General features: G+C 71.9%; 21 protein-coding genes. 4 read left to right on the forward strand and 17 right to left on the reverse strand.

The features are described 5' to 3' along the window. From QM638_RS06150 to QM638_RS06170, 5 genes are all read right to left on the reverse strand, one after another. On the reverse strand, positions 1–190 hold a 190-nt coding region (locus QM638_RS06150), incomplete at its 3' end, for a hypothetical protein (RefSeq protein ID WP_415141072.1). After that, a complete protein-coding gene (locus QM638_RS06155) occupies positions 177–1,094 on the reverse strand; it encodes a DUF58 domain-containing protein (protein WP_415141073.1) in 918 nt (305 codons plus the stop codon). The genes QM638_RS06155 and QM638_RS06150, both read right to left, overlap by 14 nt. Positions 1,095–1,126: 32 nt before the next feature. Next, positions 1,127–2,152, reverse strand: a complete 1,026-nt coding sequence (locus QM638_RS06160) for an AAA family ATPase (RefSeq protein ID WP_415141074.1) — start codon at positions 2,150–2,152, stop codon at positions 1,127–1,129. 56 nt (positions 2,153–2,208) lie between these two features. Next, positions 2,209–2,820 (reverse strand): alpha-ketoglutarate-dependent dioxygenase AlkB, encoded by a 612-nt coding sequence (locus QM638_RS06165; protein ID WP_415141075.1) that lies wholly within the window; start codon positions 2,818–2,820, stop codon positions 2,209–2,211. A gap of 40 nt (positions 2,821–2,860) precedes the next feature. Further along, on the reverse strand, positions 2,861–3,220 hold the full coding sequence (locus QM638_RS06170; RefSeq protein ID WP_415141076.1) for a hypothetical protein: 360 nt from the start codon (positions 3,218–3,220) through the stop codon (positions 2,861–2,863). Between the two features lie 56 nt (positions 3,221–3,276). Between QM638_RS06170 and QM638_RS06175 the strand changes: the two genes are divergently transcribed. Beyond that, positions 3,277–3,561, forward strand: a complete 285-nt coding sequence (locus QM638_RS06175) for a DUF4031 domain-containing protein (RefSeq protein ID WP_415141077.1) — start codon at positions 3,277–3,279, stop codon at positions 3,559–3,561. 11 nt (positions 3,562–3,572) lie between these two features. Here the strand turns inward: QM638_RS06175 and QM638_RS06180 are convergent, their stop codons facing one another. The 9 genes from QM638_RS06180 to QM638_RS06220 all read right to left on the reverse strand — a co-directional run bounded on the left by QM638_RS06180 (position 3,573) and on the right by QM638_RS06220 (position 13,338). Beyond that, entirely contained in the window at positions 3,573–5,219 is a 1,647-nt protein-coding gene (locus QM638_RS06180) for an amidohydrolase (RefSeq protein ID WP_415141078.1), read from the reverse strand. A gap of 65 nt (positions 5,220–5,284) precedes the next feature. After that, a complete protein-coding gene (locus tag QM638_RS06185; RefSeq protein WP_415141079.1) occupies positions 5,285–6,544 on the reverse strand; it encodes an MFS transporter in 1,260 nt (419 codons plus the stop codon). A gap of 54 nt (positions 6,545–6,598) precedes the next feature. Continuing rightward, the gene (locus QM638_RS06190) at positions 6,599–7,171 is read right to left on the reverse strand and encodes a hypothetical protein (protein ID WP_415141080.1); all 573 of its coding nucleotides are present in this window, start codon (positions 7,169–7,171) and stop codon (positions 6,599–6,601) included. Positions 7,172–7,262: 91 nt separating this feature from the next. Continuing rightward, a complete protein-coding gene (serA, locus tag QM638_RS06195) occupies positions 7,263–8,465 on the reverse strand; it encodes a phosphoglycerate dehydrogenase (protein WP_415141081.1) in 1,203 nt (400 codons plus the stop codon). Positions 8,466–8,577: 112 nt separating this feature from the next. Beyond that, positions 8,578–10,041, reverse strand: coding sequence for an amidohydrolase family protein (locus QM638_RS06200; protein ID WP_415141082.1), 1,464 nt, complete (start codon positions 10,039–10,041; stop codon positions 8,578–8,580). Between the two features lie 43 nt (positions 10,042–10,084). Then, entirely contained in the window at positions 10,085–10,447 is a 363-nt protein-coding gene (locus tag QM638_RS06205) for a hypothetical protein (protein ID WP_415141083.1), read from the reverse strand. Then, entirely contained in the window at positions 10,444–11,340 is an 897-nt protein-coding gene (locus tag QM638_RS06210) for a hypothetical protein (protein ID WP_415141084.1), read from the reverse strand. Before QM638_RS06210 ends, QM638_RS06205 begins: the two co-directional genes overlap by 4 nt. Then, complete coding sequence (locus QM638_RS06215; RefSeq protein WP_415141085.1) at positions 11,340–12,155, reverse strand: citryl-CoA lyase; 816 nt, start codon at positions 12,153–12,155, stop codon at positions 11,340–11,342. Before QM638_RS06215 ends, QM638_RS06210 begins: the two co-directional genes overlap by 1 nt. Then, on the reverse strand, positions 12,148–13,338 hold the full coding sequence (locus QM638_RS06220; RefSeq protein ID WP_415141086.1) for a CaiB/BaiF CoA transferase family protein: 1,191 nt from the start codon (positions 13,336–13,338) through the stop codon (positions 12,148–12,150). The genes QM638_RS06215 and QM638_RS06220 overlap by 8 nt, the downstream gene beginning before the upstream one ends. Positions 13,339–13,527: 189 nt before the next feature. Between QM638_RS06220 and QM638_RS06225 the strand changes: the two genes are divergently transcribed. Then, positions 13,528–14,328 (forward strand): IclR family transcriptional regulator C-terminal domain-containing protein, encoded by an 801-nt coding sequence (locus tag QM638_RS06225; protein WP_415141087.1) that lies wholly within the window; start codon positions 13,528–13,530, stop codon positions 14,326–14,328. Positions 14,329–14,629: 301 nt separating this feature from the next. Here QM638_RS06225 and QM638_RS06230 read toward each other — a convergent pair whose 3' ends face one another. The 3 genes from QM638_RS06230 to QM638_RS06240 are packed head-to-tail and all read right to left on the reverse strand — an operon-like array spanning position 14,630 to position 18,610. Next, positions 14,630–14,914: a DUF2087 domain-containing protein gene (locus tag QM638_RS06230; RefSeq protein ID WP_415141088.1), complete on the reverse strand. Its 285-nt coding sequence runs from the start codon at positions 14,912–14,914 to the stop codon at positions 14,630–14,632. 1 nt (position 14,915) lies between these two features. Further along, a complete protein-coding gene (locus tag QM638_RS06235) occupies positions 14,916–16,595 on the reverse strand; it encodes a DNA repair helicase XPB (RefSeq protein ID WP_415141089.1) in 1,680 nt (559 codons plus the stop codon). An 11-nt stretch (positions 16,596–16,606) separates the two neighbouring features. Next, the gene (locus QM638_RS06240; RefSeq protein WP_415141090.1) at positions 16,607–18,610 is read right to left on the reverse strand and encodes a helicase-associated domain-containing protein; all 2,004 of its coding nucleotides are present in this window, start codon (positions 18,608–18,610) and stop codon (positions 16,607–16,609) included. Positions 18,611–18,922: 312 nt separating this feature from the next. Between QM638_RS06240 and QM638_RS06245 the strand changes: the two genes are divergently transcribed. Further along, positions 18,923–19,759: a PP2C family protein-serine/threonine phosphatase gene (locus QM638_RS06245; protein ID WP_415141091.1), complete on the forward strand. Its 837-nt coding sequence runs from the start codon at positions 18,923–18,925 to the stop codon at positions 19,757–19,759. Further along, positions 19,756–20,222: hypothetical protein (locus QM638_RS06250; protein WP_415141092.1), on the forward strand; the 467-nt coding region annotated here is incomplete at its 3' end. The genes QM638_RS06245 and QM638_RS06250, both read left to right, overlap by 4 nt.

The following is a 20,222-nucleotide window of genomic DNA, read 5'->3' on the forward strand; positions in this document are numbered from 1 at the left end:
GCGGCGCGGTCGGCGTGGTCGGCGCCGCCGGCCGCCGGGGCCGCGCCCACCACGTCACCGCGAGGAAGTAGAGCGCCACCACGGCGAGTGCGGCCAACGCGAGCCACAGCCAGCGGTCGGCGTGGTCGACCGGCTGCTGGAACTCCCGGGGCAGGTCGGCCGCCGCCACCGCGAGGTCACCGGTGCGCATGGCGATGCCTGTGCAAGAGCCGGAGCACGCCGGTCACCACCGCGCCCTCCTCGCCGATCGACTGGTGCGCGATGCCGAGCCGGTCCAGGAGGCGACCGACCCGCTCCTCCTCGGCCGCGCGCAGGGCCGCGTACTCCTGCGCCAGTCGGCGATCGCGACGCGCCCAGTCCGGCAGTTCGATCCGCTGCCCGACCTCGACCAGCGGGCGTCCGCCGAGCGTGGCCGGGTCGCTGGTCGGGTCCAGGTCGTCGATGGTCGCCACCATCACCTCGTGCTGCAGCGCCACGCGATGCAGCAGCGCGGCCACGCCCTCGTCGATCGCGGGGTCGTCGGCCACCAGCACCACGATCGACCGGCGACGCAGGGTCGTGGTGACCTGTCGAAGCAGCGCCGCCAGGTCGGCCTCGGCCGAGGTCGGGGTGATCGCGTCGTGCACGGCGCTCAGCGCATGATCCAGCGCGGCCTCGGTCTCGGCGGTCGGCGCGGTACGGCAGCCGGCCGCGTCGCCGTACATCACCGAGACCCGGTCGCCGTGCCGCAGCGCCAGCCAGCCGAGCAGCCCGCTCACCGTGACGCTCAGGTCACGCTTGGTGCTGCGCGGTCCCGCCTGCGCGGCCATCGAGCGCCCGGTGGAGACCACCAGCACGATCAGGTGCTGCCGGGTGGCGGTGAACCGCTTGACCAGGACCTGACCGCTGCGCGCGGTCGCCTTCCAGTCGATGTCCTTCACCTCGTCGCCGCGGACGTACTCCCGCAGGTCGTGGAGGTCCATGCTGCGTCCGAGATGGAGCGAGGCGTACTCACCGTCGAGCAGTCCGACCACCCGGCGGTGGGCATGGATCAGCACGCGGGCCCTGATCCGGGGCAGGTACGACGCCGGCGGGCCGGCCTCGGGCTGGCTCATCGGTGGGGTCACGGGCGGGGTCACGGGCGGGGTCACGGGCTGGGCTCACGGGCTGGGGACGGTACGGACCAGCGCGTCGATGAGCATCTCCGGGGCGATGTTCTCGGCGAGGGCCTCGAAGCTGAGGTGCAGCCGGTGCCGCAGCACGCTGTGTCGCAGGTCGCGGACGTCGTCGGGGTGACGTAGCTGCGTCCACGGAGCAGCGCCGCCGCGCGAGAGGCGACCAGGAGGGCGATGGCGGCGCGGGGACTCGCGCCGAGCTCGACGTAGCCGCCGAGCCGGGGGCCGAGCGCCGCCTCGGCGTTGCGGGTGGCCTGGACGAGCGCGACCATGTAGCGCTTGACGGCCGGGTCGACGTAGACCCGCTTGGCCAGCTCCTGCAGCGCGACCACCTCCTCGGTGCCGGCGACCGGCGTCGGATCGGTGTGGTCCGGACCGAGCGTGCCGGCCTCGATCCGCTCCAGCACGACCAGCTCGTCCTCGGGCCTGGGATAGGTCACGACCTCCTTGAGCAGGAACCGGTCCATCTGCGCATGGGGCAGCGGGTAGGTGCCCTCCTCCTCGATCGGGTTCTGGGTGGCGAGCACCATGAACGGCCGCGGCAGCGGATGGATCACGCCGGCGATCGAGGTCTGCCGCTCCTGCATCGCCTCCAGCATCGCGGACTGGGTCTTGGCGCTGGAGCGGTTGATCTCGTCGAGCAGCACGAAGTTGGCGTGCACCGGGCCGAGCTGGGTGGAGAACCGGTGGTCACGGGGGTCGTAGACCTGGGTGCCGATGATGTCGCTGGGCAGCAGGTCGGGTGTGCACTGGATCCGGGAGAACCGTGCCTGCACGGTATGTGCCAGCGTCGAGGCGGCCAGCGTCTTGGCGAGCCCCGGGACGCTCTCCAGCAGCACGTGGCCCTCGGCCAGCAGGGCGATCAACAGGGCGCTGCGCAGTCGCTGCTGGCCGGCCACCCGTTGGCCGAAGGTCTCGCTCACCGCGGCGATGAGCTCGCCGGCCCGGGCGATCTCGTCCGGGCCGGGCGGCGCGGCGGGGGAAGCGGTGGCGGTCACGGCGGCTCCTCGGGTCGGTGCCTCGATCATCCCGCGCCGCCGTCGGTCGCAAACGTCTAGAAGACTCCCTGGGGACGGAACTGGACCGAGATCCGCGGCCCCGCCGCGGCGACCTTGGGCACGGCGTGCTCCCAGGTGCGCTGGCAGCTGCCGCCCATCACGACCAGGTCACCGGAGCCCATCTCGATCGCCCGGGAATCGCCGCCGCCGCGCGGGCGCAGCTGCAGGCGTCGGGGGTCGCCGAGCGAGACGATCGCGACCATGGTGTCCGCCATCTTGCCGCGGCCGATGGTGTCCCCGTGCCAGGCCACCGAGTCCCGGCCGTCGCGGTAGTAGGCGCACCCGGCGGTGACGAACGGCTCGCCGAGCTCGTCGGCGTAGTGGGCGGACAGCGCCTCGCGGCACGCGGTGAGCGCCGGATGCGGCAGTGGGTCGCCGCCGAGATAGGTGTGCAACAGGCGTGGCACCTCGACCACCCGGTCGTACATCTGGCGACGCTCGGCGTGCCACGGCACGTCGCGCACCAGGGTGGCGAAGACCTCCTCGGCGTCCGGCAGCCAGTCGCGGCGTACGTCGACCCAGGCGCCACGGGTCAACGTCATCCGCTCGAACCCGTCCTCGCCCAGCGGCGTGGCTGCGGTGGAGAAGAGCGTGCCCTGGACGTCCATGCGCCCATTCTAGCGCAGAGATCGAACGAATGTTCGATGTCTACAGGTCGCCCAGCTCGGCGACCGTCCGGCCGCCCGGCTCGCAGACCCACACCGGGTCCGGGCCGCCCAGGTCGGGGGAGATGGTCAGCGAGTGCTCCGGCGTGTCCGGGTCGCAGCTGTGACACAGCGGCCAGCGCTGAGATCCGCCCGGCAGCACGCCGTCGAAGAGCGCGTCCTGGACGTCCTGGGCGACCAGGCCGGCGACGTAGATGGCGCCCTGCGGCCACTGCTCGGCCCACCAGGCCCGCTCCGAGATGGCGTTCTCCAGGACCGAGACCGCCGCCGCGGTCGCGAGTCGGCGGGCCTGCAGATCGTGCAGCACCAGCGCCCGGGCGGCGAGCAGTGTCGAGGTGTCCATCCGGACCATCGTGGCTCGCCGCGGCAAACCGGGCCGTCACCGTCGCGGATGAGGTCGTGGATGCGGTCTTGTATAAGTGGGGGGTGATCCTGATCGACCCGCCGGACGCCGCCGGCCACGGGCGTTGGTGGTCGCACCTGGCCAGCGACTCCTCCTACGAGGAGTTGCACGCCTTCGCCCGCGCGATCGGCATTCCGGCGCGCGGCTTCGACCGGGACCACTACGACGTGCCGGCCGAGCGGTACGACGCCGTGGTCGCGGCCGGCGCCACCCCGGTGCGCAGCCGGGAGCTGGTGGCGCGGCTGCACGCGGCCGGCCTGCGGCGGCGCAAGGAGCGGTGAGCGGGGGACGGTCAGCGGGAGTAGACCCGCCGGCCGTCGACGTAGGTCTGCTCGACCCGGGTCTGACAGATCTCCTCGGCCGGGTGCGCGAACGGATCCCGGTCGAGCACGACGAGGTCCGCCAGGTTGCCCGCGGCGATGGTGCCGGTCTCGTCGAGGTGGTTCACGTAGGCCGTGCCACAGGTGTACGCCGCCAGCGCGGTCGCGAGGTCGATCCGCTGCTCCGGATAGAACACCGGGGCGTCCTCGCCCGGCTCGACGCGGTTCACCGCGACGTGGATGCCGGCGAGCGGGTCGGGGCTGCTGACCGGCCAGTCCGAGCCGGCGGCCAGCACCGCGCCGGCGTCGCGGAGGCTGCCGAACGGGTACTGCCAGGCCGACCGCTCCGGCCCGAGGAACGGGATGGTCAGCTCGTCCATCTGCGGCTCGTGCGCCGCCCAGAGGGGCTGCAGGTTGGCGGTCGCGCCGAGTGCCCGGAAGCGGTCGACGTCGTCGGGGTGCACCACCTGGAGGTGGGCCAGGTGCGGCCGGGTGTCGCGCCATCCGTTGGCCGTCCGGGCGGCCTCGATGGCGTCGAGCGCCTCCCGCACGGCCCGGTCGCCGAGGGCGTGAAAGTGCACCTGGAAGCCGAGCCGGTCGAGCTCGGTGACGTGCTTGCGCAGCTCCGCGGGGTCGACGAAGGAGATGCCGGCGTGGTCGCCGCCGGCGGCGCAGCCGCAACCGCGCAGGTAGGGCGTCAGCATCGCGGCCGTGTGGTTCTCGGCGATGCCGTCCTGCATGATCTTCACCGTCGAGGCGTGGATGCCCGCGCGGGTGAGCCGTTCGCGCTGGTCGAGCAGGTCGTCGATCTGCTCGGCGCCGCGCTCGCGCTGCCACCACAGCGAGGCCACCACGCGCGCGGTGAGCCGGTCGTCGGCGCGCGCGGCCAGATAGGCGGGAGTCGCGTCGGGCAGCAGCGGGTTGGCGCCGACCAGGGCGTCCTGCCAGGCGGTGATGCCGAGGGAGTGGAGCAGCTCCTGGGCGCGCAGCAGCCCCGCCACCAGCTCGTCGATCCGCGGCGCGGGGACATGCTCGGCGACGAGTCCCATCGCGCCCTCCTGCAGCATGCCGGTCGGGTTGCCGTCGGCGTCTCGCTCGATCCGGCCGTCGGCCGGGTCGGGCGTGCGCGCGGTGAGCCCGGCGATCTCCAGGGCGCGGGTGTTGGCCCAGCCACCGTGGTGGTCGCGGTTGGCCAGGTAGACCGGTCGGTCCGGCACCAGCGCGTCGAGGAAGGCGCGGTCCGGCCATCCGTCGAAGGTCTCCATCGACCAGCCGCCACCGGTGATCCAGCCGGCGTCGGGGTGGGCCTGGGCGTAGGCCGAGATCCGTCGGCGTACCTCGTCCGCCGTGAGCGCGCCGGTCAGGTCGCACTGGCCGAGCTCGAGTCCGCCGCCGACGGGATGGACGTGGGCGTCCTGGAAGCCGGGGACGAGCAGCCGGCCAGCGAGGTCGACCACCTCGGTGGCCGGTCCGATCAGGTCGGTGACGTCGTCGTGGTGGCCGACGGCGACGATCCGCGATCCCGTCACGGCGACGGCGGTGGCGCGGCTGCGGGCCGCGGTGCCGAGGTGGACGGGTCCGCCGGTGAAGACGAGATCGGCATGTCGGGGATCTGGCATGGATCCATCCTCCTCCTCGCCGCCACGTCCCGGTCGGGCAGGTCGCCGCCGGTCGTCGGCGCGGGTCAGCGGAGGGTCGCGTCGGTCGTCGAGGGCTGGGTTGTCGAGGGCGGGGCCGGGGGCCGGGGCGCGACGTCGTCCACGGCGGAGCGCCCGGTCCCGGTACGCCGGAAGGCCAGCACGACCAGGGCGATCGCCAGGCCGAGCAGGCCGCCGAGCGCGAACGCGCCGTCCCAGCCGGCGGAGTCGATGGCGGTGCCGACCAGCGGAGCACCGAGGGCGCTGCCCAGCGTCATCGCCGAGCCGTGCCAGCCCATCAGCTCACCGCGCACCCGGGCCGGGACCAGCTGGGTCAGATCGGCGACGGTGGCGGTCAGGGTCGGGGCACAGAACAGGCCGCTGATCACGATCAGGATCGCGAACCAGGTCCGGTCCGGCGCGAGCGAGACCAACGCGGTGGTGGCGCCGAGCAGGATGAGCAGCACCGAGGCGGGTGGGTGCCGCTGCAGGGCGCCGTACACCACGGCGCCGACGAGCGAGCCGCTCGCCCACAGCGCGAGCACCCAGCCGAGCGAGCCGGGATGCCCCAGCTGGCGCATGGCGGCGACCGAGCCGAGATCCTCGCTGGTCAGGATCAGGGAGGCGGTGAAGGTCGCCACCAGCAGGAGTACGACGCCCGGCGTCATCCAGCCCAGCCGTCGATCGGTCCTCGCCGACCCGGCCGGGGCGGGGTGATCGGGGTGCGGGGCCCGAAGCGGAGGGTTGGCCACCCACAACGCGATCGCCGAGGCGACCAGGAACCACTGGCAGATCATCAGCGCCGCGGTGGTCGGCAGGTAGGTGGCGGCCAGCACGCCGAGGATCGGACCGAGCATGAACGAGGCCTCGGTCACCATCGAGTCGATGGAGAGCACCGCCGTGCGCTGGCCGGGGGTGACCGCGCTCAGCAGGACCTGACGGACGATCGAGAACGACGGCACCATGAACATGCCCGCGACGCCGACCAGCACCACCAGCGGCCAGTAGCCGACCCACGGGGCGATGGTCCAGGCGAGGGCCAGGACGACGATCGAGGGCAGCAGCGCTCGCCGCAGACCGAGCCGATCGAGCATCCGGCCGCGCCACGGACTGCTTCCCGCCAGGCCGAGGGCGAGGACGGTGGTGACCACGCCGGCCTCGGCGTAGGAGCGGTGCAGATGCCCCACCACGTGCAGCGTGACCAGCACGCTCGATGCCGTCATCGGGATACGGAAGCAGAGCCCCAGCAGCAGGATCTGGCGCACGGCGGGGATGCGTGCCAGATCGGCGTAGGTCGCGAAGCTCACGACCAGAAATCATCCCATCAATGGGAGCTTCCGCGCGAATCCTTTTGACCGCTCTCAGCCGAGCAGGACGAGGGCGTCCAGGGACGCCAGTTCGCGGGCGATGTTGGCGCGCGCCTCGTCCTCCCAGTCCCGCCGGGCGTACGGCGTGGAGAAGAGCGACTCCCTGTCGATCAGCTGGTCGAGCACGTGATGGCGTCCGACCCGGAAGTCGTGGTCGCTGAGGTGGGAGTACTCCTCGCGGACCGCGGCCGCGTACTCGTCGTACCGCTCTCGGCCAGCGGCCAGGATCGCCAGGTCGGCGTCGGAGAGGACGCAGCCGTTGAGGTCGTCCGGCTCGGGGTCGTGGGTCTCGGTCAGCCGGACCAGCCGGGCGACCTCGGCCACGGTCTCGTCGTCGACCAGTCCGGTCAGCGCCTGCTCCGCCCAGACCGCCGAGCGTTCCTCGGCGTCGCGCTCGCCGTCATAGACGGCGTCGTGGAAGTAGGCGGCCAGCGCGACGGCCACCGGATCGGCGTCCGCGCCGGCGGCACGCAGCTCGTCGATCCGGGCCAGGACCTCGGCCAGATGCCGGGTGTCGTGGTAGCGGCGCGACGGGTCGCCGTACGCCGCGAGCAGTTGGTCTCGCACCTCCGCTGCCTCAGGCAGCGGCCAATGTTGAGGCAGCTCCATGAGGGGTGAGGGTAATACGGCTACCTGGCAGACTCACGGTCCGGCGGAGTCACGGTGCGGTGTATCCGCGCACCCACCGGGTGTGCGCCGAGGTCTCCAGCTTCGCCAGCGTCGCCGCGGAGAGCTGTTGGGCCACGTCGGTGATCACGTAGCCCAGCTCGCCTCGGGTCGCGAGGTACTGGCCGGAGACGTTGGCGCCATCGGAGGCGAGCAGGTTGTTCACCTCGGCCAGCACCCCGGGCACGTTGACGTGCAGGAAGCCGAGCCGGGCGCCCGTGGTCAGCGGCGGCGGCTGTACGGCGGGCAGGTTGACCGAGAGCGCCGTGCTGCCCTCCCGGGCGAAGTCGCGCAGCTTGCCGGCCACGAAGTAGCCGATCTCCTCCTGCGCCTCCATCGTGGAGCCGCCGACGTGCGGGGTGAGGATGACGTTGTCCAGGCCGCGCAGCACGGAGACGAACTCGTCGCCCTGCGCCTTCGGCTCGACCGGGAAGACGTCGAGCGCCGCGCCCGCGACGTGACCGGAGCCGATGTTGTCGCGCAGCGCCTCGTTGTCCACCACCATGCCGCGCGAGGCGTTGATGAACAGGCTGCGCGGCTTCATCGCGGCGAACTGCTCGGGTCCGAAGATGCCGGCGTTGCCCGGTCGGCCGTCCACGTGCAGGCTGACCACGTCGGCCTCGGCGAGCAGTGCCTCCAGGCTCGGCATCCGGCGGGCGTTGCCGTGCGCCAGCCGGTCGGCGATGTCGTAGAAGATGACGTACATCCCCATCGCCTCGGCCAGGTTGGACAGCTGGGTGCCGATGTTGCCGTAGCCGACGATGCCCAGGGTGCGTCCGCGGACCTCGTGGCTGCCCTTGGCGGACTTGTCCCAGACCCCGTCGTGCATCCGCTGGTTCTTCTCCGTCAGGCGGCGGGCCAGGACCACGATCTCGGCGATCACCAGCTCGACCACGCTGCGGGTGTTGGAGTACGGCGCGTTGAAGACCGCGACGCCACGCTCGGCGGCGGCCTCCAGGTCGACCTGGTTGGTGCCGATGCAGAAGCAGCCGATGGCGGTGAGGTCGGTCGCCGCGTCGAGCACCCGTGGACTGATGTGGGTGTTGGACCTGATGCCGAGGAAGTTGACGCCCGGCAGCTTGGCGACCAGCTCGTCCTCGGAGAGCGAGTGCGAGAGCAGCTCGACCTCGAACCCGGCCCGCTCGAGGGTCTCGACGGCGACGGAATGGATGTTCTCCAGCAGCAGCACCTTCACGACTCAAGGGTAGTGCGCGGCCAGCCGGCCCGTCCCGGCCGCCCGAGGCGCGGACCGCGGCCGGTCGCCGTTGCTCACGCCGTCGGTACGCCGCCGACGACCACGGGCTCCGTCACGCCTCGTCCCGGGTGGCGGCGTGGGTCGAGGAGTCGGCGTACTCGGTGTAGGTGTACGGGTTGTCGAGCACCTTGGACTCGGGGATGTCCGGGCTCATCCCGCCGATCCACTCCTGTTCGCCGAGCTCGCCGCGAAGGTGGTCGACGGTCTCGGCGACCGTGGTACGCGCCTTGGCCAGATCCGCGCCGATCAGGCGGTGCTCGAATTTCACCGCCCGACCGTTGACCAGCACCGTGTGCACGTCACCGCGCTGGGCCTGGAAGACGACGTGACCATACGGGTTGAGCAGGGGAAACATCGCCGGCGACTCGTCGTTCTTGATCAGGACGACGTCTGCCCGCTTGCCTGGCTCCAGACTGCCGACCAGGTGGTCCATGCCGAGCGCCCGAGCACCCCCGCGAGTGGCCCACTCGACCACCTCCCGGGCGCGCAGGGCGACGTGGGTGACGGTCTCGCCGCTCGCGTGCGCCTCGTGGTGCTCGCGAGCACGGTCGGCGGACAGGGTGGCTCGCATGGCGGCGAACGCGTCGGCGCTCCACCACACGCTGGTGTCGACGGAGAGCGAGATCGGGATGCCGTGGCGCCGCAGCGCCCAGCTCGACGGGTAGCCCTGGCCGCAGCTGGACTCGCTCTCCGCGGAGACCGAGGCGCTGCCGCCGGTCGCGGCGATGCGCTGGTAGGAGTCGTCGCTCAGCGTCGCGGCGTGCACGTAGACCGTCTCCGGCGTCATGAACCCGTGCTCGTGCATCAGCCGGATCCCGGCATCGTTGGTCGCGCCCCAGACGCCGGCGTGCGTGGTCACCGGAACGCCGAGCTCGCGTGCCGCCTCGAAGGCGGCCTTCTCCGGAAAGGCCGGGTCGCCGGTGACGTCGAAGGCGAGCTGGAAGCCGAGCATCTCCGAGCGCGGCATCCGGCGCTCGACGAAGCTGCGGAACTCGGGTGAGGCGGTCCACTCCCAGGGCCCGGCGTGGATGTTGCCGTAGCCGAACACGAACCGGCCCGGGACCTCCTCGAGGGCATCGACCGCGGCCTCGGCGTGCTCGACGCTGGACAGGCCGTGCGACCAGTCGACGCTGGTGGTGACGCCGGCGTCGATGGCCTCGATCCCACTGAGCAGGTTGCCGGCGTAGATGTCCTGCGGTCGGAACTTCCTGCCGTGCTCGAGGTAGTTCCAGACGAAGTACTGCGTCAGCGTCCAGTCGGCGCCGTACCCACGCATCGCGGTCTGCCACATGTGTCGGTGGGTGTCGACCATGCCCGGCATCACGATGCCACCGGAGGCGTCCACCTCGACGGTGCCCTCGGGCACCTCCAGACCGACTCCGATCGCCTCGATCCGCATCCCCACCACGAGCACGTCGGCGTCGGGGATCACGGTATGGGCGTCGTCCATGGTCAGCACCAGGCCGTGACGGAACACGACGGCCGGGGCAACGGTCACCTGCTCGGGTGTGGGCATCAGATCTTCCTTCTGGTCGGCCGAGAACGTCGTACGTCGTTGGTCAGGTGGTGATGTCGGGATAGGGCTGGGTGACGTGGTCGAGCTTGCGGGCGTAGTCGAGCTGCATTCCGAGGGGCTCGGTGAAGTCACGCTCGAACATCGCGATCCACAGCGTGAGGGTGAGGAACGGATGTGCGCCGAGCTCGAAGAGACGCACGTGGTCGTGGCTGACCAGCGCCGACCGCTCCTCGTCGGTGAAGGCGAGCCAGGTGGTGTCCTCGGCCGGGATCGCGTTCAGGATCCGGCCGGCGAGGTGCTCCTCCCACCAGGCGACCGTGCCGGCCGGGTCCTCGCGATATCGCTCGGTCAGCTCGTGCTCGCGGTCGACGGTGTAGAGGAACTTGTTGACCAGGTACTTGCTCACAGCAGGTCTCCTCTCGAGGCGAGCGCCGGCGCGGTGATCAGCTCGGGGTTGGGATACCAGGTGAAGTAGGCCTCCATGGTGTGGAAGAGGCTGAGGTGATCGGTGTAGTCGGCCCGGGCGTGGCCGGCGACGCCCATCATGAGCATGAAGTCCATGAAGCCGTGGGTGGCGTTCCCCGGAGCATGCAGGCTGTCGAGCGTCACATTGGCCAGGCAGCCGTCGATGTCGCCGCGCTTGATCCAGTCGACCGCTCGGGCGTCGAACTCCGGATCGGGACCGGTCGGGCCGAACTGGCGGGGCCCGCCGAGCTCGAGGGAGAGGTGGCCGGTGCCGATCACCGCGACGCGCAGCTCACTGGGCCAGGAGTCGATGATCTCCCGGATCGTCCGGCCGAGCTCCACGAACCGCTCGGGACGCGGCAGCGGCGGGGCGAAGATGTTGGTGTAGATCGGCACGATCGGCAGGTCCGCCTCCGGGCGGACGGTGATGATCGGGCAGGTGATCGAGTGGTCGATGCGCAGTTCGTTGGAGAAGGCCAGGTCGAAGCCGGAGTCCAGGCCTTCGCGAAGCATGTACGACGACAGCTCCTCGTCGCCCTTGAGCAGGAGCTTCGGCATGCCGAACTCCCGCATCTCGTTCTCCCAGTTGGCGTCGTAGAAGGGTGCCTTGCCGACCAGGAACTGCGGCATGTTGTCCAGCCAGAGCTGGTGGAAGTGGTCGGAGCCGACCATCACCAACACGTCCGGCCGGGCCCTGGTCAGGGTCTCGCGATAGGCCGTCACCTTGCCCACCCACTCGGCCGCGAACGGCGGAGCCTCGTCGGTGGGCAGCTGGCTGGTCTTGTAGAAGAACGGGTGGTGGGTGGTGGCGAGCACCGCCACGAGCTTGGCCATCAGTCGTCCTCGGCCAGCGTGGTCGGGTCGACGAAGTCGGCGTGGTGCTCGACGAACAGGTAGGCGTCCATGCCGACCGGCATCCGCTCCTCCTCGGCGAGCTGACCGAGCAGGCCCGCGGCGCGCGCGAGCAGGGCGAAGCCGCGCAGCAACGAGATCGGCAATCCGAGATCGGCGAGCCCGGCCCCGACAACGCCGGCGCCGTTGAGCACCAGCGTGCGGCCGAGGAGCTCCGGATGCACCCGCCCGATGGCCTCGAAGAGGGCGAGGTGCGGGCCGTAGGAGTCGGTCTCGTGAGCGATCCGGACCAGTGCCGGCGTACGCGGGTCGAGCTCCTTGTGCACCGGGTGCCCCAGGCCGGGGATGATCCGCTTGGCAGCGCGCTCTTCGCGGACCACGTCGCGCGCGACCGCGTCCCAGGCGGCGTCGTCGGAGGGTACGGTGCCCCCTCGATCTGCCAGGTCGGCGATGATCGCGTGCAGGAAACGACCGCAGTCCTCGGTCACGCCGAGGAACCTCGACCCGCCCCCCAGCAGCCCGGCCGCCATGGCCCCCTGCACCGAGTCCGGCGCGGACAGGTAGGTCAGCCGGGCTGCGATCGCCGTCGGGGTGAAGCCGTGGTCGGCCAGCGCGAGCAGGCAGGCGTCCAGCATCCGCACCTGACCCGCTGTCGGCGTCTCGAGGGTGGTCATGCGGTAGACCAGCTCGGTCAGCGAGACCTTGCCCATCAGGTCCTCGGCGAGGTCCTCGCCGAGCAGCGTGATCGTGGAGGTGGTGGACATCCCCAACGAGGTGGGGAACCGGGGTTCACTCATCGGGGTCTCCTTGGGAGGACTCGGTCGCCGTGCTCGTCCCGGTCAGCCAGGCTCGGATGGCCTCACCGTCCTGCCCGGCGGCGGGCGGCGGGCGGTCGTACCGCGGTGCCGAGCGGGAGAACCGGATCGGGTTGCGTACCAGCGGGATGGCCGACTGGCCCTCGCCGACCTCGACGACCGGTTCGAGGCCGAGTCCGGTGGCGAGCTCGATGCCCTCGGCGACGCTGTTGATCGGCCCGGCGGCCACCCCGGCCTCGACCAGGATGTCGAACCACTCCGCCTTGGTGCGGGTGGCGAGTCGCTCGGTGAGCAGCGGCCGCAGCTCCTCCCGATTCCGGGTACGGTCTCCGACGGTGGCGAACCTGGGATCGGCGGCGAGCTCGGGTGCTCCGAGCGCTGCGGTGAGGGTGGCGAACTGGCGGTCGTTGCCGGCGATGACGATGATGTCGCCGTCGGCCGCCGGCAGCGGCTCGTAGGGGAACAGGCTCGGATGGGCGTTCCCCATCCGATACGGGGTCACGCCACCGGCGACGTACGCGCCGGTCTGGTTGACCAGGCCGGACAGTGCCGAGGAGAGCAGGTTGACCTCGATGTGCTGCCCGCGACCGGACTCGGCCCGCTCGTAGAGCGCGGAGAGGACTCCGATCAGGGCGTGCATGCCGGTCATCACGTCGAAGACCGAGATGCCGGCCCGGTACGGCGGCCCGTCGGGTGACCCGGTCAGGCTCATCAGCCCGGACATGGCCTGCACCAGCAGGTCGTAGCCGGGCAGGTGGGCGCCGCCGGTCGAGCCGAAGCCGCTGATCGAGGCGTAGATCAGTGCCGGGTTGCCTGCGGAGACGCTGTCGTAGTCCAGGCCGAACTTGGCCAGCCCTCCCGGCTTGAAGTTCTCGATCATCACGTCGGCGCGGCCGGCGAGCGTGCGGGCCACCTCGAGGTCGGCGGGGTCCTTGAGGTCAAGGCCGATCGACCGCTTGTTGCGATTGACGCTCAGGTAGTAGGTCGAGACGTCGTCACGCACCGGCGGCACCCAGGTCCGGGTGTCGTCACCCCCCGGGCTCTCGACCTTGATCACCTCGGCGCCGAGGTCGGCCAGCAGCATCGTGGCGTACGGACCCGCGAGGATGCGGGAGAAGTCGGCGACGACGAGTCCGCGGAGCGGTCCGGTGCGAGGTTCTGCCATGAAGATCGTGTTCCTGTCCGTCTAGCGGTCATATGTCCGTTGATACTACTGTGGCGGTGCTCACGCCGGCCGTCAAGGGAACACGGGGAAGTCACAGACTGCCGGCGCGGTGGCCTGAGCCATACCGCGGACGGACGTCCGGAAGCGTCGGTGTGGTTGGATCGAGGTCGCTGAGCGAGGAGGACGACGATGGCGGAACGAGGGAGCGGCCCTGACTTCATCGAGGCTCTGGCACGTGGCCTCGACGTGATCAAGACCTTCGACGAGCTCCGGCCGCGGCTGAGCATGTCGGAGATCGCGGAGCGGACCGGACTGGCCCGGCCGACGGTACGGCGGATCCTGCTCACGCTGAGCGAGCTCGGCTACGTCCGCTCCGACGGGTCCGGCTATGCGCTGACCCCCCGCGTCGTCGAGCTCGGGATGGCCTACGTCCACTCGATGGGGCTGTGGGAGATCGCTCGACCGCACATGGAGGCGTTGGTCGCCAAGACGGGGGAGTCGTCCTCGATCGCGCAGCTCGATGGATCCGACATCGTGTACGTCGCCCGGGTGGCGGTCCCCAAGATCGTCGCGCTCCGGGTCTCCATCGGGACGCGTTTCCCGGCGTCGTCGACCTCGCTCGGCAAGGTGTTGCTCGCCGGGTTGTCGACCGAGGAGGTCGCCCGGATCGTGGCGGTGCCGTCCCGCGCCGGAGTGGTCGCCCACCAGCCCCCCGAGCTGGCCGAGCTCACCGCGGAGCTCGACCAGATCCGGGCGCGTGGATGGGCGATCACCGACCAGAGCCTGGCACCCGGGATCCGCTCGGTCGCCGTACCCTTGCGGAGGGCCGATGGCTCGGTCATCGCGGCCCTCAACGTCAATGCGCACGCGGCCGAGACGTCACTGGAGACCCTGCGCGAGGAGCATCTGCCGCCACTGCTCGCCGCCGCGGCCGCGATCAGCGGCGACTTCGCCGTTCGCGGCAACATCCCGGAGTCCGACGTCTGCTGACCCTCGAGTCGACCGACCACGACGACCCGCGCCGCGGCTGCTGCCCGCTGCGGTGGGGTCTCCGAGCGCAACGAGGCCGAGATCGGCGGACCGGTAGGGCGCGAGACCGATCCGGACGTTGTCCATCCGCGGGCCTGGAAGGTCGCCCTCGACATCCGGACCGGCATCGTGGTCGGACTGCACCCGGTCGGACCGCCCGGACGATCGAGGTCGAGATCCGCGGCGTCGGCGAGGAGTTCGGCGAGCTCGGCTGAGGGGCGCCGGCGGAAGACGGTCAAGCCGTGCCGCCTGCCCGTCGGAATCAGTCGCTGACGTCCACCGTGCCACCCGACCGCCAGTAGCGGTTCTCCCGCCGGGTCAGGAAGCCGTCGTCGACCAGGTAGCGCCGTAGGGCGGCGTGATCGTCGTGGAAGCGGCTGAGGATCTCGACCACCTCGCGTTCGAGGTAGACGTGTCCGGGCTCGAAGTGTTGCGCCAGCTCGTCGAGTACGACGGCCCGCTTGGCGTGCCGGGTCGGCATGGTCAGCAGCCGTCCGTCGGCGCCGAAGAACCGGCGCAGCGTGTCGGCACGGGAGACCTCGGCCACCTCAGTCGCCCACCGCGTGCAGATCCTCGGCATCCATGATCCGGTAGGCGTACCCCTGCTCGGCCAGGAAACGCTGCCGGTTCTGGGCGAAGTCGGCGTCGACGGTGTCGCGCGAGACGACGGTGTAGAAGTGCGCGGTCTTCGGCTCGCCGGTCTCCGAGGGCGTCCCCGGGCGCAGCAGCCGGCCCAGTCGTTGGGCCTCCTCCTGACGGGAGCCGTAGGAGCCCGAGACCTGGATGGCGACCTCGGCGCCGGGCAGGTCGATGGAGAAGTTGGCGACCTTGGAGACCACCAGCAGCCCGACCTCGCCGGAGCGGAAGGCGTCGAAGAGCCGCTGCCGCTCCTTGACCGGCGTCTTCCCGTCGATCACCGGGGCGTCCAGGTCGGCGGCCAGCTCGTCGAGCTGGACGAGGTACTGCCCGATCACCAGCGTCGGCCGGCCGGCGTGGGAGGCGACCAGATCGCGCACCACGTCGATCTTGCGATGGGTGCACGACGCCAGCCGGTAGCGCTCGTCCGCCTCCGCGGTGGCGTAGACCATCCGCTCGTCGTCGGGCAGCGTCACCCGCACCTCGACGCAGTCGGCCGGGGCGATCCAGCCCTGGGACTCGATGTCCTTCCACGGGGCGTCGTACCGCTTCGGGCCGATCAGCGAGAAGACGTCGCCCTCGCGCCCGTCCTCGCGCACCAGGGTCGCGGTCAGGCCGATCCGCCGGCGGGCCTGCAGGTCGGCGGTCATCCGGAAGATCGGCGCCGGCAGCAGGTGCACCTCGTCGTACACGATCAGGCCCCAGTCGCGCGCGTCGAGCAGCTCCAGGTGCGGATAGGTGCCCTTCCGCTTCGTGGTCAGCACCTGGTAGGTCGCGATGGTGACCGGTCGCACCTCCTTGACCGAGCCGGAGTACTCGCCGATCTCGTCCTCGTTCAGCGACGTGCGCCGGACCAGCTCGTCCTTCCACTGCCTCGCCGAGACGGTGTTGGTCACCAAGATCAGCGTGGTCGCCTTGGCCTGCGCCATCGCGCCGGCGCCCACCAGGGTCTTGCCCGCGCCGCAGGGGAGCACCACGACCCCCGATCCGCCGTGCCAGAACGAGTCGACCGCCTCGCGCTGGTAGGAGCGCAGCTCCCAGCCGTCCGGGTCGAGCTCGATCGGGTGCGCCTCGCCGTCGACGTACCCGGCGTAGTCCTCCGCCGGCCAGCCGAGCTTGAGCAGGGCCTGCTTGAGGTTGCCGCGCTCGGAGGGATGGACCACCACCGTGCCGACGCTGTCGGGGACCGGATCGACCCGGGCCCCGATCATGCCGGCGATCCGCTTCGCTCGGACGACCTCCGCCAGCACGGCGGCGTCGGAGGAGGCGAGCACCAGCCCGTGGGTGGGGTGCTTCTCCAGCCGCAGCCGGCCGTAGCGCGCCATCGTCTCGGCGACATCGACCAGCAGCGCGTGCGGCACCGCGTAGCGGCTGAACTCCAGCAGCGTGTCGACCACCTGCTCGGCGTCGTGACCGGCGGCGCGCGCGTTCCACAGCCCGAGCGGCGTCAGCCGGTAGGTGTGCACGTGCTCGGGGGAGCGCTCCAACTCGGCGAACGGCGCGATCGCCTTGCGGGCCTCGTCCGCCCGGGGATGGTCGACCTCAAGCAGCAGGGTCTTGTCCGACTGGACGATGAGTGGGCCGTCGTTCACAACGCTCAAGGCTACGTCGTCCGCAGGGTCCGGATCCGGGACAGTGCGAAGCTGCGCAGGCCGTCGCCGTCGCGAGCGACCAGCTGGCCGCTGTCCAGGGCCGCCGGGGTGACGGTCCGCTCCGCGGCCACGCCCTGGTCGTCGACGTAGCCGACCACCACCGCGGCGCCGGCGTCGATCGCCTCCTGCAGGGCCGCGATGGTGGCGGGGGTGGACAGCGTGTCGTGCCCTGCCGACCGATCCGCCGACCGATCCGAGGCCCGGTCGCCGGCGCGGACGCCGGCGACCACCGCCGCGATCCGGGCCGTCTCGTGTGCCGACTCTCGCCCCGGCGAGGCGGGCGGCCGGTCGCGGGGTGTCCGCGCCCGCAGGGCGTCGGGTCGACTCACGTGGACGCTGCCGTCCGGCGCCTCCAGCACCGGCGCCGCCCCGAGCTCCCGGAGACGGGGCAGCAGGACGTCGAGCGGAGTCGTCGAGATGAGCACCGTCGGCGCCAGCCGGCGCAGCCCCAGGCCGGCCGCCCCGGGATGCGCCAGCAGCTCGCTGAGCGCCGACTCGTCCTCGGCCCGCAGGTAGGCGGCGGCCAGCCCGACCCGGGTGGTGCCGAAGGTGCGGGCGACGTCGTCGATCAGGTAGCTGAGCGGCTGCGGCACCGGCGTGGTGGAGACCTCGGCCAGCCGGGTGTGCAGCTCGGCCGCACTCCACCCGGCCTCCATCGCGCGACGGACCGAGTCCTTGGTGAACCGGTGGACCTCGGCGCCGCCCCGGGACTCCACCTCGGCCGCGAGCGCCAGCCAGCGGCCGAGCTCCGCGGTGGGCGGACCGGGGGCCACCGCGGTCAGATCGGCCTGGAGCAGCACGTGGTCGACCGGGTCGGGCAGCAGCATCGCGAGCTGCTCGGTCGGATCCTCGTCGGCGACCAGTCGTCGACCGTGACCGGTCAGCCCACCGAGCGCGACGACGCCGAGGGTGGCGGCCTCGCGCAGGGTCCACTCGACCTGGTCGCCGCGGGTGTGTGGCCGCCGCGGCCGTTCCCAGCCCAGTCTGGCCACCAGGGCCGCCGGTCCGGTGCCCGGCGCCAACACCTCCCCGTCGGGCAGCTCGGCCAGCACCCGCAGGCAGCCGCGGCGGGTCTCGGCGATGAACACGCCGGCGAGCTCGGGGACCAGGGCGTTCCAGGCCTTGCCGCTGGGGTCGCGGTGGCCGACCAGGGCCGGCATCCGGGGCGAGACCAGCCATGCCCGGGCCAGCTGCACCCACCGCGCCGCGCTGGAGAGTCCCAGCCAGTCGTCGTAGTGGTCGGTGGGCATCCAGGCCGGGGAGCCGCTGGGCGCCGCGGCGGTGGTCGCCAGCCCGGCGGCGACCGCCGTCTCCACCAGCAGCGCCGCGGTCGGCTCGTCGACGCCGAGGTCGGCGGCGATCGCCTTCAGGTCGCGTACGCCGAGACCGCCGTTGCGCAGCGCGACCGGGGGAGCGCTCGCCCAACGCTCCATGAGCTGCTCGACCCGCCGTACCGACTCCAGGACCGCACCCGCCGCCGCCTGCTCCACCAGCCGCGCCGGGCGTGGCGAGCCGGGCACCACGGGTGGTACGTCGACCGGGTCGGCGGTGGTGCGGCCACCGCGCAGCACCAGCGCCACCTCGCCCGGCAGCCGGGCCACCTCGCCGCGGGCGATCAGCAGCCGGCGAGAGATCAGCTCCTCGGCCGGGGTCTCGGCCTCGGCCGGTGTCACCGTGATGCGGGCGGTACCGGTGGTCGCCTCGCCACCGTGATCGGCGACATGGTCGAGCAGCCGCCGAGCTCGCTCGGAGACCTCCTCGAGCCGGGCGCGCACCTGGGTCGCGGTGAGCGGCTCGGCGGAGAACGGCAGCAGCCCACTCATCGCCGGGCCGCCCGCCAGCACCTCCGCCACCCCGGTCAGCGCGCGTAGGCCGCCGACCGAGCGCCATGCCAGCGCGCGGTCCTCCAGCCGGGTCAGCGCCTCGGCGATCGCATCCGGTTCGGCGCGAACCATGGAAGTCAGTGACCGCTCGGTGGTTTGATGCGCAACGACAAGGGCATCAAGAACCGTGAGCTCGCATCGGTTCAGCTGGTCGAGCGCTCGGACCAAGGACGTTCGGGTGGCCGCGCGCGCGGCCAACTGGCCGGAGTCGTGAGGGGCGGGAGTGGCGAGATCAGGACGCGCATGCAGGAGCCGGGAGAGCCTCTCGGCCGGCCAGGAGCGGAGCTGGTCGGCGAGCGAACGAAAGCCCACCCCTTGCTCGACCTCCTGCTCGACCCGCTGCTCGACCCTGCCCGGCACCCTCACCACGCTAGGCCATCGGCGGTGAGACGAGCACTGGTCCACCACGGATCCGCCACCGACGTGGGCCGGGTGCGTGCGGTCAACGAGGACGCGCACCTGGCCGAGCCGCCGATCTTCGTCGTCGCCGACGGCATGGGCGGCCACGATGGCGGCGACATCGCCAGCGACATCGTGATCCAGGAGTTCGCCCGGCTCGCCCGGACCGGTGAGGAGCAGCGGAGCTTCGATGCCGAGACCGGCGCGGCGGCGATGAGCGCCGCCCTCGACGCCGCCCAGCAGCGCATCACCGCCTACGCAGCCGAGCAGCGCGCCCGCGGCTCACAGGACTACACCTCCGGTACGACGACCGCGGCGGCCCTGCTCGTCGACGGCCCAGGTGAGCCGCAGTGGCTCCTGCTCAACCTCGGCGACTCCCGGATCTACCGGTTCGCCGAGGGCACCCTGAGTCAGGTGAGCGTCGACCACAGCCTCGTCCAGGAGATGGTCGACGCCGGCCGGCTCACCCGTGAGCAGGCCGAGCGCCACCCCGACCGCAACGTGATCACCCGGGCGCTCGGCGGGCTCATCCCGGCCGTGCCGGACTTCTTCGCGCTCACCCTGGTGCCGGGCTCGCGGCTGCTGCTGTGCTCCGATGGGGTGAGCGGCATGATCTCGGACGCCGGAATCGCCGAGATCCTGGGCCAGCGGACCGACGCGCGGGACACCGCGCAGCGACTCGTCGCCGCCGCGGTGGCGGCCGGTGGACGTGACAACGCGACGGCGGTTGTCATCGATGTGGTGGGATTGACCGACGAGTTCCCCTATGACGCCGCGCGAGAGCGCGCGAGTCTGGAGCAGAAGTTGGGAGTCCTGCCGTGACTGAAACCGCCTACACACCCGGCACCTGGTTGGGCATCGTCGGCGACAACGCGTGCGTCCTGCTGCCGCCCGCGGAGAAGAAGCGTGCGGCCGCCCTGTGGGCGTTGATCGACGACGGCGCGGGCTTCGACGAGGTCCTCGACGCGCTGCTCGCCGACGGCCTGCGGAACCTGCCGGCCTTCGTGCTCATCGCGGAGAGCGACGGCGTGACGCGCGCGGTGGTGCGCGGGGGAGTGGTGGCCCGGTTCACCACCCCGGAGGCGACCGTCGACGTCGACGGCGCCTCGGCCGCGACCTGGGCCGAGCAGAGCCTGGCCGATGTCACCGCCCTGCAGATCTCGGTCGGCGAGGAGCCGACCGGCCCCGCGACCGCGCTGCGACGTGGCCTGGTGCGCGTCTCCGGACTGCTCTCGCAGACGGGCAGCGCCGGCGCCGTGACCCCCGCGGGTGCGGCGGCTCCCGC

This window comes from Nocardioides sp., assembly GCF_047606145.1.
Classification (GTDB): domain Bacteria; phylum Actinomycetota; class Actinomycetes; order Propionibacteriales; family Nocardioidaceae; genus Nocardioides.